At 53.3% G+C, this 15,716-nt stretch carries 15 protein-coding genes and 1 rRNA gene; 8 read left to right on the top strand and 8 right to left on the bottom strand.

Going from position 1 to position 15,716, the window contains the following annotated elements:
- The first annotated feature begins 226 nt into the window (after positions 1–226).
- From glnA to P349_RS26470, 4 genes are all read left to right on the top strand, one after another.
- Entirely contained in the window at positions 227–1,636 is a 1,410-nt protein-coding gene (glnA, locus tag P349_RS02730; protein ID WP_024909217.1) for a glutamate--ammonia ligase, read from the top strand.
- 169 nt (positions 1,637–1,805) lie between these two features.
- A complete protein-coding gene (glnL, locus tag P349_RS02735; RefSeq protein ID WP_023333897.1) occupies positions 1,806–2,855 on the top strand; it encodes a nitrogen regulation protein NR(II) in 1,050 nt (349 codons plus the stop codon).
- Between the two features lie 11 nt (positions 2,856–2,866).
- The gene (gene glnG / locus P349_RS02740; RefSeq protein WP_024909218.1) at positions 2,867–4,279 is read left to right on the top strand and encodes a nitrogen regulation protein NR(I); all 1,413 of its coding nucleotides are present in this window, start codon (positions 2,867–2,869) and stop codon (positions 4,277–4,279) included.
- A 110-nt stretch (positions 4,280–4,389) separates the two neighbouring features.
- Positions 4,390–4,500, top strand: a complete 111-nt coding sequence (locus tag P349_RS26470) for a YshB family small membrane protein (RefSeq protein ID WP_023333898.1) — start codon at positions 4,390–4,392, stop codon at positions 4,498–4,500.
- A gap of 100 nt (positions 4,501–4,600) precedes the next feature.
- On the opposite strand, the gene hemN is transcribed toward P349_RS26470, so the two are convergent.
- Both hemN and yihI read right to left on the bottom strand, forming a co-directional pair.
- Positions 4,601–5,974 carry an oxygen-independent coproporphyrinogen III oxidase gene (hemN, locus tag P349_RS02745; protein ID WP_032648430.1) on the bottom strand — a complete coding sequence of 458 codons (1,374 nt, stop codon included), beginning with the start codon at positions 5,972–5,974 and terminating at the stop codon, positions 4,601–4,603.
- Positions 5,975–6,162: 188 nt separating this feature from the next.
- Positions 6,163–6,678, bottom strand: coding sequence for a Der GTPase-activating protein YihI (gene yihI, locus P349_RS02750; RefSeq protein ID WP_014885763.1), 516 nt, complete (start codon positions 6,676–6,678; stop codon positions 6,163–6,165).
- Positions 6,679–7,255: 577 nt separating this feature from the next.
- Here yihI and yihA point away from each other — a divergent pair.
- On the top strand, positions 7,256–7,885 hold the full coding sequence (gene yihA / locus P349_RS02755) for a ribosome biogenesis GTP-binding protein YihA/YsxC (RefSeq protein WP_023309768.1): 630 nt from the start codon (positions 7,256–7,258) through the stop codon (positions 7,883–7,885).
- A gap of 97 nt (positions 7,886–7,982) precedes the next feature.
- On the opposite strand, the gene P349_RS27080 is transcribed toward yihA, so the two are convergent.
- Both P349_RS27080 and polA read right to left on the bottom strand, forming a co-directional pair.
- A complete protein-coding gene (locus tag P349_RS27080; protein ID WP_071892919.1) occupies positions 7,983–8,030 on the bottom strand; it encodes a spot 42 RNA, inhibition of DNA synthesis in 48 nt (15 codons plus the stop codon).
- Positions 8,031–8,196: 166 nt separating this feature from the next.
- Positions 8,197–10,989 (bottom strand): DNA polymerase I, encoded by a 2,793-nt coding sequence (gene polA / locus P349_RS02760; RefSeq protein ID WP_032648428.1) that lies wholly within the window; start codon positions 10,987–10,989, stop codon positions 8,197–8,199.
- 440 nt (positions 10,990–11,429) lie between these two features.
- Here polA and P349_RS02765 point away from each other — a divergent pair, with 440 nt between their 5' ends.
- Positions 11,430–12,338, top strand: a complete 909-nt coding sequence (locus P349_RS02765) for an acyltransferase (protein WP_024909221.1) — start codon at positions 11,430–11,432, stop codon at positions 12,336–12,338.
- Positions 12,339–12,361: 23 nt separating this feature from the next.
- Here the strand turns inward: P349_RS02765 and dsbA are convergent, their stop codons facing one another.
- The 3 genes from dsbA to P349_RS02780 all read right to left on the bottom strand — a co-directional run bounded on the left by dsbA (position 12,362) and on the right by P349_RS02780 (position 14,344).
- Positions 12,362–12,985, bottom strand: a complete 624-nt coding sequence (gene dsbA / locus P349_RS02770) for a thiol:disulfide interchange protein DsbA (protein WP_024909222.1) — start codon at positions 12,983–12,985, stop codon at positions 12,362–12,364.
- Between the two features lie 27 nt (positions 12,986–13,012).
- Entirely contained in the window at positions 13,013–13,999 is a 987-nt protein-coding gene (locus P349_RS02775; protein ID WP_024909223.1) for a serine/threonine protein kinase, read from the bottom strand.
- Between the two features lie 75 nt (positions 14,000–14,074).
- Positions 14,075–14,344: a YihD family protein gene (locus tag P349_RS02780; protein ID WP_008501866.1), complete on the bottom strand. Its 270-nt coding sequence runs from the start codon at positions 14,342–14,344 to the stop codon at positions 14,075–14,077.
- Positions 14,345–14,412: 68 nt separating this feature from the next.
- Here P349_RS02780 and mobA point away from each other — a divergent pair, with 68 nt between their 5' ends.
- Positions 14,413–14,997, top strand: coding sequence for a molybdenum cofactor guanylyltransferase MobA (mobA, locus tag P349_RS02785; RefSeq protein WP_032648426.1), 585 nt, complete (start codon positions 14,413–14,415; stop codon positions 14,995–14,997).
- Entirely contained in the window at positions 14,994–15,497 is a 504-nt protein-coding gene (mobB, locus tag P349_RS02790; protein ID WP_032648424.1) for a molybdopterin-guanine dinucleotide biosynthesis protein MobB, read from the top strand. Before mobA ends, mobB begins: the two co-directional genes overlap by 4 nt.
- A 98-nt stretch (positions 15,498–15,595) precedes the next feature.
- Here the strand turns inward: mobB and rrf are convergent.
- Positions 15,596–15,711, bottom strand: a 5S ribosomal RNA gene (gene rrf, locus P349_RS02795).
- Positions 15,712–15,716: the final 5 nt, after the last annotated feature.

The following is a 15,716-nucleotide window of genomic DNA, read 5'->3' as shown; positions in this document are numbered from 1 at the left end:
TGCACCAATATGGTGCTCAATGTTCACATTGAAGCACTATACTGGTGCAACAAATCCATCGTGGTGCAGCCCTTTTGCACTATGGTGCGCATGATAACGCCTTTTTGGGGTGTTTTAAAAGTTGGCACAGATTTCGCTTTATAAAAAATACATGGCACCAGCCAGTACAAACAGAAATTGAAGACCTCGTTACCACGACGACAATGACCAATCTGGAGAGTTAAGTATGTCCGCTGAACACGTTTTGACGATGCTGAACGAACATGAAGTGAAGTTTGTTGATCTGCGCTTCACCGATACCAAAGGTAAAGAACAGCACGTCACAATCCCTGCTCATCAGGTGAACGCCGAATTCTTCGAAGAAGGCAAAATGTTTGACGGCTCCTCCATTGGTGGCTGGAAAGGCATTAACGAATCCGACATGGTTCTGATGCCGGACGCGACCACTGCGCTCATTGACCCGTTCTTCGAAGAACCAACCCTGATCATCCGTTGCGACATCCTCGAGCCAGGCACGCTGCAGGGCTACGACCGTGACCCACGTTCTATCGCAAAACGCGCTGAAGAGTACCTGCGTTCTACCGGCATCGCAGACACCGTTCTGTTCGGACCTGAGCCAGAGTTCTTCCTGTTTGACGACATCCGTTTCGGCGCTTCAATTTCTGGTTCCCACGTGGCTATCGATGACATCGAAGGCGCATGGAACTCTTCCACCAAATACGAAGGTGGTAACAAAGGTCACCGTCCTGGCGTGAAAGGCGGTTACTTCCCGGTTCCTCCGGTCGATTCTTCACAGGACATCCGTTCTACCATGTGTATGATCATGGAAGAGATGGGCCTGGTTGTTGAAGCGCACCACCACGAAGTGGCGACGGCTGGCCAGAACGAAATCGCTACCCGCTTTAACACCATGACCAAGAAAGCGGATGAGATTCAGATTTACAAATACGTTGTGCACAACGTTGCGCACCGTTTCGGTAAAACCGCGACCTTCATGCCAAAACCAATGTTTGGCGATAACGGTTCCGGTATGCACTGCCACATGTCTCTGTCCAAGAACGGTACCAACCTGTTCTCTGGCGACAAATATGCCGGTCTGTCCGAGCAGGCGCTGCACTACATCGGTGGTGTTATCAAACACGCTAAAGCGATCAACGCCCTGGCGAACCCAACCACTAACTCCTACAAGCGTCTGGTTCCGGGCTACGAAGCGCCAGTGATGCTGGCCTACTCTGCACGTAACCGTTCTGCTTCTATCCGTATTCCTGTGGTGGCGTCTCCTAAAGCACGTCGTATCGAAGTGCGCTTCCCGGATCCAGCGGCTAACCCATACCTGTGCTTCGCAGCACTGCTGATGGCCGGTCTGGACGGTATTAAGAACAAGATCCACCCGGGCGAAGCGATGGACAAAAACCTGTACGACCTGCCGCCAGAAGAAGCGAAAGAGATCCCACAGGTTGCTGGCTCTCTGGAAGAAGCCCTGCAGGCGCTGGACGCAGACCGCGAGTTCCTGACTGCGGGTGGTGTGTTCACTGATGAAGCGATTGACGCTTACATCGCCCTGCGTATTGAAGAGAACGACCGTGTGCGTATGACGCCACACCCGGTTGAGTTCGAGCTGTACTACAGCGTTTAATAAAGTTGTTTTACCCGGCGTGACAAGCGCCGGGGGTAGTTGCCGTGGAAACTTTTAGCCCATCTCCGGATGGGCTTTTTTCTCCACCAACAACCTGATCTCACGCGCTATTTACGCCGAAAACGCTATACTGCACTAAAACAGTGCAACAACTCCAGGAGACTGCTGAATGGCAACTGGCACGCTGCCCGATGCTGGGCAGATCCTCAATTCTTTGATTAACAGCATTTTGCTGGTCGATGACGAGCTGGCCGTTCATTACGCCAACCCGGCGGCGCAGCAGCTGCTCGCCCAAAGCGCACGTAAACTGTTCGGCACCCCGCTTCCTGAACTCCTGAGCTATTTTTCGCTGAATATTGGCCTGATGCAGGAAAGTTTGCAGGCTGGCCAGGGGTTTACCGATAACGAAGTGACGCTGGTGATCGACGGGCGCTCGCACATTCTGTCGCTGACCGCGCAGCGTCTTCCCGATGGGATGATCCTGCTGGAAATGGCGCCGATGGATAATCAGCGTCGACTGAGCCAGGAGCAGCTTCAGCATGCGCAGCAAATTGCCGCCCGTGACCTGGTGCGCGGTCTGGCGCATGAAATCAAGAACCCATTGGGTGGATTACGCGGCGCGGCGCAGCTTCTGACCAAGGCACTCCCCGATCCCGCGCTGGCGGAGTACACCAACGTCATCATTGAGCAGGCGGACCGTCTGCGAAATCTGGTAGACCGTCTTCTTGGTCCGCAGCAGCCGGGAATGCACGTCACTGAAAGCATCCATAAAGTGGCTGAACGGGTGGTGAAGCTCGTCTCAATGGAGCTGCCGGAGAACGTCACGCTGGTACGTGATTACGACCCAAGCCTGCCGGAACTGGCCCATGATCCGGACCAGATTGAGCAGGTCCTGTTGAATATTGTGCGTAATGCCCTGCAGGCGCTGGGGCCTGAAGGGGGCGAGATTATTTTACGCACCCGCACCGCCTTCCAGCTCACGTTACACGGCGTGCGCTACCGGCTGGCGGCCCGAATCGACGTTGAGGATAACGGGCCCGGCATTCCATCGCATCTGCAGGATACCCTGTTCTACCCGATGGTAAGCGGTCGCGAAGGCGGGACCGGCCTGGGCTTATCCATTGCCCGCAGTTTGATCGATCAACACTCCGGGAAAATTGAATTTACCAGTTGGCCGGGACATACCGAGTTTTCGGTTTTCCTGCCGATTAAAAAATAAAGGTGACGTTTATGCAACGAGGGATAGTCTGGGTAGTCGATGACGATAGCTCCATCCGTTGGGTGCTTGAACGCGCGCTCACAGGGGCAGGATTAAGCTGCACGACGTTTGAGAGCGGCAGCGAAGTGCTCGATGCACTCACCACCAAAACGCCGGATGTTCTGCTTTCGGATATTCGTATGCCGGGCATGGACGGGCTGGCGCTGTTAAAGCAGATCAAACAACGCCACCCTATGCTTCCGGTCATCATAATGACCGCGCATTCCGATCTGGATGCCGCAGTGAGCGCCTATCAGCAAGGGGCGTTCGATTACCTGCCCAAACCGTTTGATATTGACGAAGCGGTGGCGCTGGTTGAGCGCGCGATTAGCCATTATCAGGAGCAGCAGCAGCCGCGCCACGCACCCGATTTTGGGCCAACGACAGACATCATCGGCGAAGCGCCGGCGATGCAGGACGTGTTTCGCATTATCGGTCGTTTGTCCCGCTCGTCCATCAGCGTATTGATTAACGGTGAATCGGGAACCGGTAAAGAGCTTGTGGCGCATGCATTGCATCGCCACAGCCCGCGGGCAAAAGCGCCGTTTATCGCTCTGAATATGGCGGCGATCCCGAAGGATTTGATTGAGTCCGAACTGTTCGGCCATGAAAAAGGGGCATTTACCGGCGCTAATACCATTCGTCAGGGGCGTTTCGAACAGGCTGACGGTGGCACGTTGTTCCTGGACGAAATTGGCGATATGCCGCTGGATGTCCAGACCCGCCTGCTGCGCGTGCTGGCCGACGGACAGTTTTACCGCGTGGGCGGCTATGCGCCGGTGAAGGTAGACGTGCGCATTATTGCCGCGACCCACCAGAACCTGGAGCAACGCGTGCAGGAAGGGAAATTCCGTGAGGATTTATTCCATCGCCTGAACGTCATCCGCGTTCATCTGCCGCCGCTGCGTGAGCGTCGGGAAGATATTCCCCGCCTGGCGCGTCATTTTCTGCAGGTGGCCGCCCGCGAGCTGGGTGTGGAAGCCAAGCAGCTTCACCCGGAAACCGATGCCGCTCTGACGCGCCTGGCGTGGCCGGGCAACGTGCGTCAGCTGGAAAACACCTGCCGTTGGTTAACCGTGATGGCCGCCGGGCAGGAAGTGCTGATTCAGGATTTACCCGCTGAGCTGTTTGAAGCGACCGCGCCTGAAAGCACTACCGGCCACGCGCTGCCGGACAGCTGGGCGACGCTGCTGGCACAGTGGGCCGACCGCGCGTTGCGTTCCGGTCATCAAAACCTGCTGTCTGAAGCTCAGCCAGAGATGGAGCGTACGCTGTTAACTACCGCGCTTCGTCATACGCAGGGTCACAAGCAGGAAGCCGCTCGCCTGTTGGGATGGGGACGTAATACCCTGACGCGCAAGCTTAAAGAGCTGGGAATGGAGTGATCTTCCCCGAAGTGTAAAGGTTATTAATTGAGCGCAAATCGCCGTTATTTTGCGCTTTACTGTTCCGATGAGTTTTGTATGATCGTGCCCGGAAATTGGGGGTGAACATCATGCTGGAAACAATCGTGAATATGCTCTCTAGCGGAGCCGCTGAAAGCCACACGCCACAGACCGCCGTTGCGGCTATGTTGTGTGCGGCGCTGGTTGGGCTGTTTAGCTAACGAGCTATCAATGAAAAGCCGGGTGGCGGCTTCGCCTTACCCGGCTTACAAAAGCGTGAAATGTAGGCCGGGTAAGCGAAGCGCCACCCGGCATTTCCGCTTAAATCACCCGCGAGAACTGCTGCATACGCGCTTTCTGACGCAGATACGCGTCGAAGCACATGCAGATATTACGGATCAACAGACGCCCTTTCGGCGTGACCTCAATCGCGCTCTCCGACACATCCACCAGCCCGTCTTTCGCCAGTGGCGCCAGAAGCTTCAGGTCTTCTGCGAAATAATCGCTGAAGTTCAGCTCCCACTGCGCTTCCACGTCGCTGAAATCGAGACGGAAGTTGCAGATAAGCGCCTTAATCACATCGCGACGGACACAGTCATCGCGCGTTAATGCAATGCCGCGCCACAGCGCGTTGCCCGTCTCATCAACCTGCTGGTAATACAGCTTCAGTTCTTTCTGGTTTTGCGCGTAGCAGTCGCCAATCATGCTGATGGCGGAGACGCCCATTCCCAGCAAATCGGTATCGCCCTGAGTCGTGTAGCCCTGGAAGTTGCGGTGCAGGACCCCTTCGCGCTGAGCGACCGCCAGTTCGTCATCCGGACGGGCAAAGTGATCCATCCCGATAAACTGATAGCCGGTTTCGGTCAGCGAGGTGATCGTTTCCTGCAGGATATCCAGCTTCTGCTGGGCAGAAGGAAGATCGGCATCTTTGATTTTGCGCTGCGCGGCAAAGAGGGTCGGCAGATGCGCGTAGTTAAAGACGCTCAGACGGTCCGGGTTGAGTTCGGCCACGCGCTTCAGCGTAAAGGCGAAGCTTTCCGGCGTTTGCTTTGGCAGGCCGTAAATCAGGTCAATATTGGTCGAGGTGAAGCCAATCTCACGCGCGTGATTGAGTAAGGCAAAGATAAATTCTTCGTCCTGCTCGCGATTCACCAGACGCTGAACCTCTTTATTGAAATCCTGCACGCCCATACTCAGACGATTGAAGCCTTCGGCGCGTAAGTGATCCAGTACATCCAGCTCAATTTCACGCGGATCGACTTCGATCGAGATTTCAGCGTCAGCGTTAAAACTGAAATTGCCGCGCAGCAGGGTCATCAGGCGGCTTATTTGCGCTTTATTCAGATAGGTTGGCGTGCCGCCGCCCCAGTGAAGCTGACTGACGTGACGACCAGCAAACAGCGGCGCGCGATGCACAATTTCTTGTTCGAGCGCATCAAGGTACTGGTCGGCTTTATGCTGCTGACGGGTCACGATTTTATTGCAGCCGCAGAAGTAACACAGCTTATGGCAGAACGGAATATGGACGTAGAGAGACAGCGGACGCTCAGGATAGCGCGCGACAGCCTGCTGGAAATCACGCTCTCCGAAGACATCGGAGAACTCCAGCGCGGTGGGGTATGACGTATAACGCGGCCCGGAATAGTTATATTTCTGGATTAGGGCCAAATCCCAGTCGATAGTTGGTGCTGACATGCTCACTCCTTCCGTTGGTGTCGCGTTCGTATACGGCGGCCCGTTCTGGCCCCATCGCGGGCCATCACTCGGGTGCGCAGCCACTTCTGTCGCCGCGACAACCGCCGTAGTTTAACGAATAACCACACCAGATAACATATAACCGGAAGGGTTATAAGCAGGACTATCGTGCCTGCCGGGTGCAAATGTTAGTTTCCACCCTTCAGAAGACGCATCATATCTTCCTGCTTTTCGTCTTCTTCTTCGTCGTCTTCGTCATCGTAAGACAGGCCCAGCTTCTGCATCAGCTCGTCGATGCGATCCAGTTTGGCATCCACCCATGACTGCTCTTCGGCGGTCAGGGTTTCACCCTCTTCAAGACGTTCCAGCAGCGCGTCCAGGCGCTCATCGTTCTCCAGCAAATCCAGCTCAGCCTGCGGTGAAAGCATAGGTTTCTCGCTCTTTGGTTTGTGCTGCTTAGTGACCGGGGTGTCTGTCACGCCCAGTGGAATGGGAGTTTTACTGCCGATACGAGGATCTTTCTGCTGTTTGCCTTTTGCAGAAGCGCCCGCTGCACCACCACCGTTGGCACGGCTACCCGCAGCATGACCGCGATGTTTTTTGTCGCGTTTGCGATCGCGCGCTTCCTGGTTCAGTTCTTCGCGCGTTTTGCGGCGTGCTTTTGCAGGGCGTTTCGCGCCCGCAGCGGAGGTTGGTTTTTTCATGATGTTTTATCTTTAAGTCGTTTTCTTCAGTATAGAATTGCGGCGAAATCTAGCAGAAAGCAAGCAAAGAAAAAAGGCGACAGAGCAATCTGTCGCCTTTTTTCCTGACTCACAACCCTTAGCGGGTCAGACATTCCGTGTTTGCCAACAACAAACCCTGTTTATCCCTTGGCTAATACCGTCCGTGATACGGTTCCCTTTCCTGTTTAAACGCCTCCAGGCGCTGGTCATCCTGACAATCCTGCGTCTTCGCCTCCTGGCGCTCCTGACCCTAATCCTTAAGTCGATATCCTGCTGGCTTCCTCGCCCTGACGCACACTTTACCTTGTTCCGTTAAACTAACAAGCAACGAAACGGTACAAAAAGGGATTTTCAGACAATTACCCGGAAATAAGATTATGATTTAAAACAGTTTGGCTTTTTTGACGCCTGCGAATTCTCTGAAATCTCCCATAGCATCTCTGGCCGATCTCTCACACCGGTTGGGGCATTCGCCTACAAGTCCTGGCAATCAGAAAAGCCTTTTGCCTGCATTCAGGTATAATCCCCCTCAGATTACGATTTTGGAGACGACCACGTGACTACCTGGAACTACCAACAGACGCATTTTGTCACCAGTGCGCCCGATATTCGCCACCTTCCTTCTGATACCGGTATTGAAGTGGCCTTTGCTGGCCGCTCCAATGCGGGGAAGTCCAGCGCCCTGAATACGCTGACCAATCAGAAGAGCCTGGCGCGTACCTCAAAAACACCTGGCCGTACCCAGCTCATCAACCTGTTTGAAGTCGCAGAGGGCAAACGCCTGGTCGACTTACCGGGCTACGGTTACGCGCAGGTACCGGAAGAGATGAAAATCAAGTGGCAGCGTGCGCTGGGGGAATACCTGGAAAAACGCTTGTGCCTGAAAGGTCTGGTGGTGCTGATGGATATTCGCCATCCCCTGAAAGATCTCGATCAGCAGATGATCGACTGGGCTGTGGCAAGCGATATCGCCGTGCTGGTGCTGCTGACGAAAGCCGATAAGCTGGCAAGCGGCGCGCGCAAAGCGCAGGTGAATATGGTTCGCGAAGCGGTGCTGGCGTTCAACGGTGACGTGCAGGTTGAGCCGTTCTCCTCGCTGAAAAAGCAGGGTGTGGACAAACTGCGTCAGAAGCTCGACACCTGGTTTAGCGAGCTGGAACCCGCGACGGAAGCGGAAGAAGAGTAATACCGAGCGCGGCGATGGCCGCGTTTTTTTTGCCTGAATTTTTCTTTGCCGCAATAAAAAACGCCCCAGTCATTACTGACTGGGGCGGCTAAAATATTCAGCCAAATCCGATTACGTGAAGTAAAAGGTCTGAAAGATAGAACATCTTACCTCTGTACCCTACGCCGATAACTCTACCCCTTTTTGTTCTGCAGAAAAAGCACTTTTTGTAGTTTTTTTTCATTCTTTACATAGGGAATTCTAATGATCGTCACAAAACGCGCGTTGTTATGTTGCAAACTTACATAAAAGGCGCGTTATGCGAAGAACCGTTAGTGAGCCTGATCCCAGTTTTCACCACTTCCCACTTCCACCAGCAACGGCACGTCAAGCGTCATGCTGCTTTCCATCAGTTCGTGGATCTTCTTCGACACGGCGTCGAGGTCGTCTTTGTGCACTTCAAATACCAGTTCATCGTGTACCTGCATGATCATTTTCACGCGAGGCTTCTCTTTTTCCAGCCAGGCATCAACGGCGATCATTGCACGCTTAATAATGTCCGCCGCGGTACCCTGCATCGGGGCGTTGATCGCCGCACGCTCTGCGCCAGCGCGACGCGCCGCGTTGCTGGATTTGATGTCAGGTAAGTAGAGACGGCGACCATCAAGGGTTTCGACATAACCTTTCTCCTTCGCCTGCGCGCGAGTGCGTTCCATATATTCCAGCACCCCCGGATAACGCTCGAAGTAGAGATCCATATACTTCTGCGACTCTTTACGCGGAATGTTGAGCTGGCGCGAAAGCCCGAATGCACTCATGCCATAAATCAGACCGAAGTTGATCGCCTTAGCGCTGCGGCGCTGTTCGTTGGTCACGCTGTCCAGCGGCAAACCGAAGACTTCTGCCGCGGTTGCCCGGTGGATATCCTTCCCTTCGGCAAATGCGCTCAACAGGCCTTTGTCACGGGACAGGTGCGCCATAATGCGCAGCTCAATTTGCGAGTAGTCCGCCGAGACAATCAGATAATCCTCTGGAGCGATGAAAGCCTGGCGAATACGACGCCCCTCTTCATTACGTACCGGGATGTTCTGCAGGTTGGGATCGGTAGATGAGAGTCGACCGGTCGCCGCGACAGCCTGATGATACGACGTATGCACACGACCCGTTTTCGGGTTGATCATCAGCGGGAGCTTGTCGGTGTAGGTAGACTTCAGCTTCGCGAGACCACGGTACTCCAGAATCACTTTCGGCAGCGGATAATCCAGCGCCAGCTCTTCCAGCACCTCTTCAGAGGTTGACGGCGCGCCGCCAGGGGTTTTCTTCAGCGGCTTGATGCCCTGCTTTTCAAACAGGATGGTTTGCAGCTGCTTCGGTGAAGAGAGGTTAAACGGCTCACCTGCAAGCTCATGCGCTTTTTGCTCCAGCTCGGTCAAACGCTGTGCCAGCTCCCCGGAGTGGTTATGCAGCACCGTTGGGTCGATTTTCACGCCGTTACGTTCAATGCGTGACAGCACGGGCACCAGCGGCATCTCGATATGCTGGAACACGTTCAGCGGACCTTCGTGCTTCTGCAGTTTTGGCCACATCTTCAGGTGCAGCTGCAGCGTGACGTCAGCGTCTTCCGCCGCGTAGCGTCCTGCCTCTTCGAGAGCAATCTGGTTAAAGGTGAGCTGATTTTTCCCTTTGCCGGCAATCTCTTCAAACGTAATGGTTTTGTGCTTGAGCCAGCGGTCAGATAAGGAATCCATATCATGGCGACCCGCGACGCTGTCCAGAATGTAGGATTCGAGCATGGTGTCGAAGGCGATCCCGCGCAGTTCAATGCCGTAGTTTTGCAGAATGCCACGATCGTACTTGAGGTTTTGCCCAACCTTAAGCGCCTTTTCGTCTTCCAGGATCGGCTTCAGCAGCTCAAGCACGCGTTCACGGGAGATCTGCTCCGGCGCATCCAGGTAATCGTGCGCAACGGGAACATAGGCCGCATGACCAGGCTCTGTCGCAAATGACAGGCCTACCATATTGGCAGAAATGTTATCGAGACTGTCCGTTTCGGTGTCAAAGGCGAAGACCGGCGCTTTTTTCAGTTTCTCGATCCAGGCGATCAGCTGTGACTCTTCAAGAAGGGTTTCGTAGTTGTCGAAGGTAAGCACCACGGCTTCTTCTTCCGCCTGCTCTTCTGCGTCAACGACAATCGTCTCCTTCGGCTTTGCAGCAGGTTTCGCCCCTTTTGCCTGCAGCCATTTACCGGCTTCCACGTCAGTGATCCAGCGCTTAAATTCGTATTTCTTAAACAGGCTCAGCAGATCGTCAGCGGAAGGTTGTTGCACTTCCAGCTGCTCACAGCCCAGCTCCAGTTCGACATCGGTTTTGATTGTAGCCAGCTTATAGGAGAGATAAGCCACCTCTTTGTTCTCTTCCAGTTTTCCGGCCATGGTTTTTGCGCCACGGAAGGAGAGCCCGGCGATTTTGTCCGATTCCGCATAGAGCGTATCCAGCCCGCCCAGCCCCTGAAGCAGCGCCTGCGCGGTTTTCTCACCGACGCCGGGAACACCAGGGATGTTATCCGAGGAGTCGCCCATCAACGCGAGGAAGTCGATAATCAGCTCAGGCGGCACGCCATACTTAGTGACCACTTCTTCTGGCCCCAAAATGGTGTTGGTCATGGTGTTAATCAGGGTGATACCTGGCGTTACCAGCTGCGCCATATCTTTATCACCGGTGCTGATCAGCACAGGACGCCCCATTTTTTCTGCTTCACGCGCCAGCGTGCCGATGACGTCATCGGCTTCAACGCCGGAGACGGCCAGCAGCGGCAGCCCCATCGCTTTTACCATGGCGTGCAGCGGCTCAATCTGCGCACGCAGATCGTCAGGCATTGGCGGACGGTGGGATTTGTAATGCTCAAACAGCTCATCGCGGAAGGTTTTACCTTTCGCATCAAAGACGACGGCCGCATGGGTTGGCTGATACTGAAGGATCAGGCTGCGCAGCATGTTCAGCACGCCATACATTGCGCCGGTGGGTTCCCCTGCGCTATTGGTCAGAGGAGGAAACGCATGGTATGCCCGATACAGGTAAGAAGAGCCATCGACGAGAATAAGAGGGTTTTCTGGGATCTGAACCATAATGTCCGTGCCTTTAATCAATTTATGGGTAAAGGATGCCACAGAAGGATGAAAACATCAGTTATTAGCGCCAGATACAGGAAAAGATTTTGCGATCGTGAGGATCGCTCGCAAAAATCAAACTGTGGATAAGTTTGTGTATATTTTCACTTCATATGAATAACAGACGCAAAAAACACATATGAGGTAATATTTAGATCTTAATTATCATGCTGTTATGTTGTCAGATCTTATCTATATGGCCAACTGATGGCAATTTAGTCTATGTGGATATAAGCCTTGATTCGCGCAGAACCCCAGAGAAATCTGCTGCGCCAGGGTAAAAGCCGCCAAATCATCATGTGAAAGCGCCATTCATTTGTCTGTTTTCTGGTAAAATCAGCGCCCAGCGTCGACTAGTCGGTCGCTCACTTACAGCTAACTATTTGAAAAAGCTCATCATGTCGAGATTGCTCGCTGCAATAACATTACTGCTAAGCATCATTTTAACTATTCTGGTGACGATCGCCTGTTCCGTGCCGATCATTCTCGCCGGGATCATTAAACTGCTGCTGCCTGTACCCGTGGTGTGGCGAGCCGTGTCCGCATTTTGTAACTTCATGATGTATTGCTGGTGCGAAGGGCTGGCGATCCTGTTGTGCCTTAACCCGCATCTGAAGTGGGATGTCAAAGGGCTGGAGAGTCTCAACAAAAAGAACTGGTACCTGCTGATCTGCAATCACCACAGCTGGGCGGACATCGTGGTGTTATGCGTGCTTTTTCGCAAACACATCCCGATGAACAAATACTTCCTGAAACAGCAGCTCGCCTGGGTGCCTTTTATCGGGCTGGCCTGCTGGGCGCTCGATATGCCGTTTATGAAACGCTATTCGCGCAGCTATTTGATTCGTCATCCGGAACGTCGCGGTAAGGATGTGGAGACCACGCGCCGTTCCTGTGAAAAGTTTCGCGCACATCCAACGACCATCGTGAACTTTGTTGAAGGTTCCCGGTTTACGGAAGAGAAGCGCCAGCAAACTCGCTCTCCTTATCAGCATCTGTTGCCGCCAAAGGCGGCGGGGATTGCGATGGCGCTTAACGTGCTGGGAGCACAGTTCGATAAACTTCTTAACGTCACGCTCTGCTATCCGGAAAACGACAGGACGCCGTTCTTCGATATGCTCAGCGGCAAACTGACGCGCATTGTCGTGCACGTCGATCTGGTCCCGATAGACGCTGAACTGCACGGTGATTACGTAAACGATAAGAACTTCAAACGTCGTTTCCAGCAGTGGCTTAATACGCTCTGGAAAGAGAAAGACGAACAGATAGACAAGATAAAATCTTCATACAAAAACGCCGGTCAGTGACCGGCGTTTTTACATCAGCGAAATTACTTCTTCTCAACCAGGTATTTCACGGTATCAGCATACTGCTGTACGAAGATATCCATGCTGCTGGTGTCCATACCCTGCATGTTCAGCTGGTATTTGCCGTTAACAAACATCGCCGGAACGCCCTGAAGCTGGAGGTCAGCAGCCGCTTTTTCCTGCTGGGCAACCAGTGATTTCACCACGAAGCTGTTCCATGCGGCATCGTACTCTTCACCTTTCACGCCAGCATCAACAAACACTTTACGGATATCCGCAGTAGTCTGAACGGTCTGGGTTTTCTGTACGGCTTCAAACATTGGCGAAGTGATCTTATCTTCCACGCCCAGTGCCATCGCCACCGCCCATGCCTGAGTCAGGTCTTTACCCAATGGGCCCAGGAACTCAACGTGGTACTTGGTCATTTTGGTGCCTTCCGGCAGCTTTTTCTTCACGCTGTCAGAGACATGCAGCACCTGCTCGAACTGATAGCAGTGTGGGCAATAGAACGAGAAGAACTCCAGAACCTGTGGCTCGCCAGCGACCGGCTTGTCCAGCGTGATGTACTGTTTGCCGTCGGTAAACTGCGCAGCAGAAGCGCTAAATGCCAGAATCATACCTGCCAGCGCCAGCCAAATTTTTTTCATGATTAACTCTCTCCTGGGTGTGTCCAATTAATACATCGGCGTTAATTGCAGAGGGGGCTCCTGAAGAACCTTAACCTGCTCAGTAAATGTAGATATCTGGCTACGCCAGTAATCCTCTCCGGTAAGCCACGGGAAATTTCGGGGAAATGCCGGATCGTCCCAACGCCTGATTAACCATGCGAGATAATAAACAAAACGCATCGCACGTAAAGGCTCAATCAGGGCAATTTCGTCTGAATTAAACGGGCTAAATTCTTCATAAGCTTCAATAATGGTTTCAAGCTGCATGCGTTGCTCGGCTTTGTCGCCATTGAGCAGCATCCACAGGTCCTGAACCGCTGGCCCCATACGCGCATCATCGAGATCGACAAACAGCGGGCCATCACGCCAGAGAATATTCCCGGCGTGACAATCGCCATGCAGGCGCAGAACGGAAATATCATCGCGCCAGCAGGTTTTCACTGCAGCAATAAGCTTATCGGTGGCGTTGAGGAAATCATCCTTTAGCGCAGCGGGGATCATTGCAGACGTTTCGAATAGTTCGCGCGGTTCAAGGAGGTATTCCTGAATCCCCATCGTTGGACGGGCAATAAAGGCTTTTTTGCGTCCCGTCTGGTGGATACGCCCAAGATAGCGGGCAACCCATTCCATCTGATCGATATTATCCGCTTCAAACTGACGACCACCCAGGCTTGGGAATACTGCGTAGTAATACCCTTCGTGCGTGAGGAGCGTTTGGTTATTGAATTTTAGCGGTGCGGCAACGGGAACATCGTCATCCAGCAGATCGTGAGCAAACTGATGCTCTTCCTGAATTTGTTCTGCGGACCAACGTTCAGGACGATAGAACTTTACGACGAAGCGCTGACGATCCTCGTCCTGAAATTGATAGACGCGGTTTTCGTAGCTGTTTAATGGGGTTAGCCCGGAATCCACCCGAATACCCTGTTCAAACAGGGCATCCATAATGGTGTCCGGGTGTAATGTCTGGAAAGTAAAAGCCTGGTCGTTCATCCGATCATCCGGAAATTATACGAATGATTCAGGATATCATCTTGTGGCGATTTCGGTGCCGCCGCTTACAAGCTTTTACTCTTTAATTACGCCTCGGGCGCGCAATAATGCGGTCTTAAAATCTTCCTCATAATCTTTCTGAATACCAGGAATAACAGCATCTTTGGCGGAGTCGCGCATTTTAAGGTGGTAGATCAGGATGTCGTCAGAAAGGTCTGCCAGATCGCCGTCAAAACCTGACTCTTTCGCCAGTTTCTGTAAAAATTGCATCAGATTTAGCTCTGGCTCTTTTTGCCAGGCGGGCTGGAGGAGTTCAATAACTTCATTCAGACGTTTACATTTCATGGTGGTGCTCCTTTCATTTAGAGTGACACGTTAGCAGGGTCAATCCCACAATAAAAGAGGCGATATTCGTGAATGTTAGCCAGGAAATCATCGGGGTCGTTCTGGCAGGCGGCAGAGCAACGCGAATGGGCGGTAAAGATAAGGGGCTTCAGCTTCTTAATGGAAAGCCCTTGTGGCAGCATGTCGCCGATACGCTTGCCGGCCAGGTGACGGCAATGGCCATCAGCGCGAACAGGCATATCGACACTTACCGACGCAGCGGGTACGCCGTTTATCAGGATAGCCTTGAGAATTACCCGGGACCGCTTGCCGGCATGCTTTCGGTCATGCAACAGTCGCACGGAGAGTGGTTTATCTTCTGCCCTTGCGATACGCCGTTTATTCCCTCCTGTCTTGTCGAGCGTCTGCTCCTGCTTCGTGGTACAGCACCTGTGGTTTGGGTACATGACGGCGAGCGTGACCATCCTGCTATCGCGTTGATGCATCGTTCGCTAGCGCCTGCTCTGCAGAGCTATCTGGCTGCGGGAGAGCGCAGGGTGATGGTCTTCATGCGTGAGTCTGGCGGCCATTCCGTTGATTTTAGCGATGCGAAATCAGCGTTTGCGAACGTGAACACGCATGAAGATTTGCAGATGATGCAGGAGAAAAAATGATACCTCTTTTAGCCATTTCCGCATGGAGTGGGACCGGGAAAACCACGCTGCTGAAAAAGCTGATACCCGCGCTGTGTGCCAGAGGCCTTCGTCCTGGATTGATTAAGCATAGTCATCACAACATGGATATCGATACGCCAGGAAAAGACAGCTATGAGCTGCGTAAGGCCGGAGCAGCACAAACGATGGTAGCAAGTCCTCAGCGCTGGGCGTTAATGACAGAAACGCCGGATGAGGCGCCGCTGGATCTCGCTTATCTGGTCAGTCGGATGGATCATTCCACCCTGGATCTGGTGCTGATTGAGGGATTTAAGCATGAGGCAGTGCCTAAGATCATGCTGTTCAGAAGCAATGCCGGGCATGATTTCAGCGAGTTAACGCTGGATGAGCATGTGATTGCGGTGGCCAGTGATGTGGTATTGCCGCTTGAGGTTCCGGTGCTGGACTTAAATGATGTGGATGGGATTGCGGGCTTTATTGTGACGTGGAGTGCGGTCTGACGTGCCGGGTGGCGACTTCGCCTTACCCGGCCTGCCGTTTTTTTGGCGCATAAACGCAAAAAGGCCATCCTTTCGGATGGCCTCTTCACTTGTTTGATGCCTGGCAGTTCCCTACTCTCACATGGGGAGACCCCACACTACCATCGGCGCTACGGCGTTTCACTTCTGAGTTCGGCATGGGGTCAGGTGGGACCACCGCGCTAAAGCCGCCAGGCAAAT

Source organism: Enterobacter sp. DC4, from assembly GCF_000568095.1.
Lineage (GTDB): Bacteria > Pseudomonadota > Gammaproteobacteria > Enterobacterales > Enterobacteriaceae > Enterobacter > Enterobacter pseudoroggenkampii.
Note: the sequence above shows the minus strand (reverse complement) of the source record. Positions and strands in the feature narration are given on the sequence as shown.